We start from the raw sequence: 6215 nt of genomic DNA, 5'->3' as shown, positions 1-6215 counted from the left end.
ATCATCCAGCCGTTATCGGCCGCCGATCCCGATCAAGAAAACTGCGAAACTCTAGTAGCTTGGCCTGGCCATGTATCTGCGGTTCACGCAGCGGCGGAATTCCGACGGCTCGGTCGTGCGCTACGTCGCGCTGGCCCACAACCACCGCGTCGACGGGGCAGTGAAGCCCCAAGTGCTGATGAACCTGGGCCGGGTCGAGGCGGTCGACGTCGAGGGGCCGCGGCGGCTGGCCGCGTCGATCCGGACGCGCTTCGGCGACGGCTCCGGCGATCCCGCGGGCTCGGGTGAAGCGGGCCTGTCCGCAACTTCGGACCGACTCGGTAACCGGCGATCGCGCCGATGTCGAAACTGCCTGCGACCGAATGGGTGTCCGAGGACGTCGTCGTGCCGGGCCTGGCGGGGATGGATGAGAACCGAGCCTATCGGGCGATGGACCTGCTCGTGGAGGCCGACATCGCGGGGGCAGTGCAGGAGCCGCTGTTCTTCTCCCGCCGCCCAATCTTCTGAACCTTCAGGTCGACCTGCTGTTCTTCGACACGACCCTTGACCTACTTCGAGACCGACTCCCCCGACGCCGACCAGGCCGCCCTCTACCAGGACGTCCGTGACAACCCGCGGGTCAAGGAGATCCGGCTCGACGACGCCGACGGGACCCGGTTCATCCTGTGTCACAACCCCGACCAGGCGACCCGCGACCAAGCCCGGCGCACCGCCGACCTGGAACGCATCGGGCGGAGCTGGCGGATCACCGACCAGTCAACGTGACCGCGACCGGAAGCTGATCGACAATGCCCGGCAGCGCGCCGAACAAGCGCATGCCAGGGCGAAGTGTGCGCTGCGCGACAACACCTCGCTGGGCCGGTGGATCCGCCAGACCTCGAAAGGCCGGCTCGCGATCGAACGCGCCAAGGTGAAAGCCGAGGGGCGCCTCGACGGGAAGTACCTGCTCGCGACCTCCGACCCCGACCTGACGGCCGAGGACGCCACGCTGGGCTACAAGAACCTTTGCTCGTGCCGGGTCGACTGATGTACCGACCGTGTCGAAGGCTATCTCGGTGACCCACCTCTCAGGATCTCGACCTCGAGGCTTCGAAGAGCCGGGCTCGGATCTACGCCGAGCTCGTCAAGGAAGTAGTGGCGGGCATCACGGCATGATTTCAGCGCGGCCGTGGACCGACCGGATCTATAGAGGGCGGTCACCAGAAGCAGCCGCAGCTCCTCTTCGAAGGGGAACTCGACCACGGCGTCGAGCAACTCGATCACGGCCTGCTCGAACATCTCCAGATTCAGACGGGATCTGGCCTTCCCCAAAAGAGCCCGGCGGCGAAGTTCGGTGAACCGGGGCCGCCAGGCCAGCGCCAACGACGGCGCGACATCGCCGAGCGGCTCACCTCGCCACAGAGCCAACGATCTGCCGAAACATTCGAGCGCAAGGCGGTGATCGCCCTCGGCCGCGGCCGTCGTGCCCTCGGCCACGTGGTGTTCTGCCTGCGCGACGTCGACCTCGTCATCCGTCGCGACGAGCCTGTATCCACCGAGAGAGGTCTCGATAATCTCTTGCCCCGCGGCTTGGAGCACTCGCCTCAGCTCTGCCACCAGGTTCCGTACCTGCGGGACAGCCGTCGCGGGCGGCGCTTCCCAGATGAACTCGATGAGGCGGTCGAGGCGAACCACCTGATTGCGGTGGAGCAGAAGCAAGATCAGGAGAGAACGAGCGCGGATGCCGGCTACCGGTGCCCGAGAAGCCGCGACCTCCACCTGGAGGGGACCTAGCATCGCGAACCAGAGGAGCCGTCCGCTCGGATCAGGGAGCTTGTCCGCTGAGCGCGAGCTCAGTGGGGTGACCGACATGCTTCTCCCGCTCTCGGTGCGCAGGGCGCGCAGGAAGTTGGAACCGGTGGCGACGAAGATTGCCGCGTAGGCGACCTTGAAGAACTGCTCCCGAGCCGGGGGCGAACGCGTCCAATCTGTGGGCCGTCCTGAGGCACAAATTGGTGCTCTACGGTGTGGCTGTGGACTGGATTCGGCGGGTGGGAACGGCGTCGGGAGCAACGGCCGTGCGATGCGCAACACGGCGCGACTTGTCTAATCGGAAAATGCGAGAAAGACCTATTTCACTCCAGTGAAGGCAAGGATCGTGGAGACGGCCAGTATGCCAGTCCCTCCGCTCAGGCCATAGCGACCGTACCCAGGATTACGATACCGTCCTTCATACATGCGCAGCCAAAGTTTTGATGGCGTTGACGGATGTAGAACGGAGATAGACGGGCTCGCCAGTAATGGTCAGTCCGGGAAGTTGGGAGAATATTTTTCGGAAGATAGCGGTGATTTCAGCGCGAGCGAAGACGGCGCCGAGACAGTAGTGGGGGCCTGGCCCGCCGAGGCCGATGTGTGGATTGGGTGAGCGGGTGAGGTCAAGTTGGTAGGGTTCGTCGAAGACTGCTGGGTCATGGTTAGCGGCGGCGTAATAAAGGACGACTTTGTCGCCAGCAGCAAGACGGTGTCCATTGAGAGTGGTGTCTCGGACAGTGGTGCGGCGCATCAGGGCGACGGGGCTCGTATGGCGGATGATCTCTTCGACGGCAGTGGGTGCAAGCCGGTCAAAGTCAGCGGCCCAGGCGGCGCAGGCCTGCGGGTCGTTGTGTAGGGCCCAGAGGCCGAGGGCGATCGCGTTCCGGGTCGTTTCCTGGCCGGCGAAGACCAGGAGGGTGAAGAACGAGGCGATCTCCCGGGGTGTCAGGTGGGTGCCGTCGACCTTGGTGCGCACGAGGGCCGTAAGTAGGTCGTCGCAGGGTCTACGGCGGCGGTGTTCGGCGAGGTCGGCGGCGAGGGCCGCGAGGGTGGTTCCGGCGTGGAGGAAGGCTCGGATCGGATCGCTCTGGTCTGGGACCAGGTCGGGGTCACCGCCGGATACGAGGACGTTGGACGCGGCGAGCACCTCGGCGTGGTGGCTTTCAGGGACGCCGAGAAGGTCGCAGATTACGGTGAGCGAGAATGGCGTCGAGATGTCGGTGACAATGTCGATTTCCCGGCGTCCGGCGAGGGCGCGGATGGTGTCGGCCGCAGTCCTTTCAATGTGCGCGTGCAGGCGACGGACGCCGTGGCGGGTGAACGCTGTGGTGACGATGCGCCGCAGGCGGCCGTGGCGCGGGTCGTCCATGTTGATAATTGAGCCGAAGAAGTCGCTGAAGTCCTGGCCGAGATCGTTGATCCACAGAGCACCGTCGCCGGAGCGGAAGTCACCGGGGCGGCGCGAGACCTCGACCACGTCAGCGTGCCGGGTCAGTGCCCAGTAGCCGTTGCCCTGCGGCAGACCGGGGATACGCGGCTCATCGAAATGCACAAGTCCAGGCGAGTCTCGTAGCTGTGCCAGGAAGTCGAGTTTTTCCTTCGGACTCGCGTCGCGGAAACGTCGGCTGGATGGCCATACCCACGGTGATTGCGCCTCGGTCGCTCGGGCCGTCGGGAGGTCGGCGTCGACGAGTTTCATATCTTACTCCTCATAGGCGTAACGGATCGTCGGCGGCTGGCGAAGAAGGAGACGATTGACGTCAGCCGGGTATCGGGAGCGAAGCGGACGATTTCGATCCGGCGACAACGGCCTGCCCGGCGCGGTCGCGACGCGCCCATTCATACCGGATGGCATCGTGGTGGGCGTCGACTCCGGACGTGCGAACCGGCAGGGCGGAAAGCAGGGATCATAGCGACGCATGCTTTCCAGCAAAGCGTCGAAGACCTCGACCGGCTTCGCCCATCCGCGGCGTCTGCCGCGGCCTTCCGTTCAGCTGTTCGGCCGTCTTAATGTATCAAGCTCGGCCTGGGTATGCCGCGACAGGTCGGCGGCCACGGTCGTCCGGGACCGGTTCACCCGCCTGGTCCGGCCCTTGCGCAGCGCGAGCGCCAGCTTGGTCCGCAGCTCGCCGCGGGCCTGCAGGTAGAGGCATTCATAGATCGTCTCGTGGGATACGTGCATGCTCTCGTCGTCGGGAAAGTCCTTCTCCAGTCTCTCGCTGATCTGTTTCGGGGACCACTTCTCGGCCATGCCCGCGTTGACCGCGTCGTGCAGCGCCGCCGACGCGACGAGCTTGCGTTCCTTCGGACGGGCCCGCAGCGCCTCACACCGCGCCTGCGCTTCCACCGCCCGAAAGACCTGTCCGCCGCCGTTATGCTCGATTTCTCGTGAGATCGTCGAGTGGTGCCGGCCGAGCGCCTTCGCGATGAACCGAGCCGATCGGTTCTTGCTCAACTCCCGGGAAATCAGCTCCCGTTCCTCGATTGTCAACTGCTCCCGCCAACCCATCCACCATCCAACCCCTCGACGCCAACACGATCATTCTGTCGGGCATCGCTACGACCATTTGACCCCGCCGGATAACTGAGGCGGCATGCGCGACACTATCACCGACCTATTCGCCGCAGCAATACGCTGAAAATAGCTACCGTGAGTGAAGCTACTCCGTGTGCCGTCGACTGTATCGACATCGTCGACCTGCATCTCAACTTAAGTATCGACCCGCCGCAGATACTCTGTTCGAGTGCCACCGATTACGCCTGGTCATCGCCCTTGACCCCGACTGGCCTATAATGGTAATGACCGCGATTCGAATCGATCTTCCCTCCTCGGGTTCCTGTGGCTGGAGGACTACGGCTCTGTTGTATTGGGGCGCAGCAAGGCATGACGACACCCGGCGCGCCGTGCTGGTCGTCGGGCGCAGTGGGTCTGGAGTGGCGAGTCATGGGTGGGTGACGGTGTCCCGCCGAGCTGCGTGTTTGCGTTGGTGTGACACCTTGGCGCTGTTGCTTGACCGTGGCTGCGGTGCGGGGATGGTCTGGATTTGTGGCTGACTCGTCCGCGTCGTTGGAGTCGCGTCTGGCGGCTGCCGAGACGCGGATCGAGGAGTTCGCGGAGACGGCCGGTTGGCGGCGACGAACGAGCGGCTGCGCCGGGTATCGAGAGCATGGCCGAGCGGCGCGAGGCGGAACTGGCCGCGGAGCGGGCCGAGCGGCGGCGGCTGGAGCTTGAAGTCGCCGACCTGCGGCGGCGGTCGGAATGGACAGCGCCAACTCGCCGGTCCCGCCGTCGAAGGAACCGATCGGGGCGAAGGAAACGGAAGGCAAAGCGGCGGGCCGTCCTCGGAGCGGGTTTCGTTCGAAGGAGCGGAAGCCGGGCGGGCAGCCGGGCCACGCTGGTGCGGGGCTGGAGCCGGACCGGTCGTCGTCGGCGGACCCGCCCAGCGGAGTGCTCGTCGTGTCAGGGGGACCTGGCGGGTAGCGAAGTGCTCACTGATGGCTGGGCGCAAGTCTGGAACCTGCTCGATGCGCTGCTGGAGAAGCTCGAGTGGGTGCTGCCGCAGCGGCGGTGCGCCTGCTGCGGGAAGGTCACGGCCGCGGCCGGGCCGGGGGTGCGACACGCGGGGCCGGGCCTGGTGTCCTACGGGCCGCGGCTGCACGCGGCGGCGGTGCTGCTCGCCTCCGAGGGCCATCGACGCGCTGCTGGGCGTGCCGGTCTCAGCCGGGTTCGTCGCCCGCGCGAACGAACGGCTCGCCCAGGGCCTCCAGGATGCCGGCTTCGACGAGGCGATGAAGACGGCGCGGCGCGCCGAGCCGATGCTGTGCGGCGACGAGTCCCCGGTCAACGTGCTGCGCCGCGACCTCGCCGGGGACACCGGCACGGTCCTGTCGGGCAGCCCGCACCTGCTCGTGATCCGGACCCCGCAGCCCGGGCTGGTCTGGTACGGCGCGATCGGCTCGCGCTCGTCCGAGGCGATCGCCAGCACCGAGATCCTCACCGGCTGGCACGGCTACCCGCGGAACGCCTGTTCGATTCGGCAGTGGCCGGTGATGAGCCGATGAGGACCGTCTCCGCACCCTAAGCACCGTCCCGCCGTCGCACCGGCGGGACGGTGACGAGGCCGGGACTCGCCGGCCGACCTCTCGCGCTCGCGGCGGCGGTGTTGGAAGGATGCTGCGGGTGCAGGACGGATCCGCGACCGCGCCCGGCGGCCGCGGCCTGGTCTCGGGGCCGACGTCCGCACCGCCGCCGGCGGCCGGGGACCTGCCCGCCGTTCTCGCGTCGGACCTGCGCGTGCGGCGCGGGACCCGACGGCGCGGGCGGGGCGGGCGTGGGCGTGCTCGACGAGACCGGACTGGACCTGCCGGCCGCGTGCACGCTGGTGTCCGCGCGGGCGGCCCTGATGCAGGCGGCGCCGAGTGCC

General features: G+C 66.9%; 5 protein-coding genes and 1 pseudogene. 3 read left to right on the top strand and 3 right to left on the bottom strand.

Features of this window, described 5'->3' with window-relative positions; genetic code table 11:
* Positions 1–339 precede the first annotated feature (339 nt).
* Both C1A33_RS38395 and C1A33_RS38390 read left to right on the top strand, forming a co-directional pair.
* Positions 340–507: a hypothetical protein gene (locus C1A33_RS38395; protein WP_165818449.1), complete on the top strand. Its 168-nt coding sequence runs from the start codon at positions 340–342 to the stop codon at positions 505–507.
* A gap of 36 nt (positions 508–543) precedes the next feature.
* The gene (locus C1A33_RS38390) at positions 544–765 is read left to right on the top strand and encodes a hypothetical protein (RefSeq protein ID WP_101832559.1); all 222 of its coding nucleotides are present in this window, start codon (positions 544–546) and stop codon (positions 763–765) included.
* 282 nt (positions 766–1047) lie between these two features.
* Here C1A33_RS38390 and C1A33_RS17555 read toward each other — a convergent pair whose 3' ends face one another.
* The 3 genes from C1A33_RS17555 to C1A33_RS17540 all read right to left on the bottom strand — a co-directional run bounded on the left by C1A33_RS17555 (position 1048) and on the right by C1A33_RS17540 (position 4300).
* On the bottom strand, positions 1048–1758 hold the full coding sequence (locus C1A33_RS17555) for an AfsR/SARP family transcriptional regulator (protein ID WP_207770356.1): 711 nt from the start codon (positions 1756–1758) through the stop codon (positions 1048–1050).
* 451 nt (positions 1759–2209) lie between these two features.
* Positions 2210–3490: a cytochrome P450 gene (locus tag C1A33_RS17550; protein ID WP_101832557.1), complete on the bottom strand. Its 1281-nt coding sequence runs from the start codon at positions 3488–3490 to the stop codon at positions 2210–2212.
* A 291-nt stretch (positions 3491–3781) separates the two neighbouring features.
* On the bottom strand, positions 3782–4300 hold the full coding sequence (locus C1A33_RS17540; RefSeq protein ID WP_243407662.1) for a helix-turn-helix domain-containing protein: 519 nt from the start codon (positions 4298–4300) through the stop codon (positions 3782–3784).
* 537 nt (positions 4301–4837) lie between these two features.
* On the opposite strand from C1A33_RS17540, the pseudogene C1A33_RS17535 reads away from it, so the two are divergent.
* Positions 4838–5805 (top strand): annotated as a pseudogene (locus tag C1A33_RS17535) (IS66-like element ISFsp11 family transposase); the annotation flags it as partial.
* Positions 5806–6215: the final 410 nt, after the last annotated feature.

This window comes from Frankia canadensis (assembly GCF_900197875.1).
GTDB lineage: Bacteria > Actinomycetota > Actinomycetes > Frankiales > Frankiaceae > Frankia > Frankia canadensis.
Note: the sequence above shows the minus strand (reverse complement) of the source record. Positions and strands in the feature narration are given on the sequence as shown.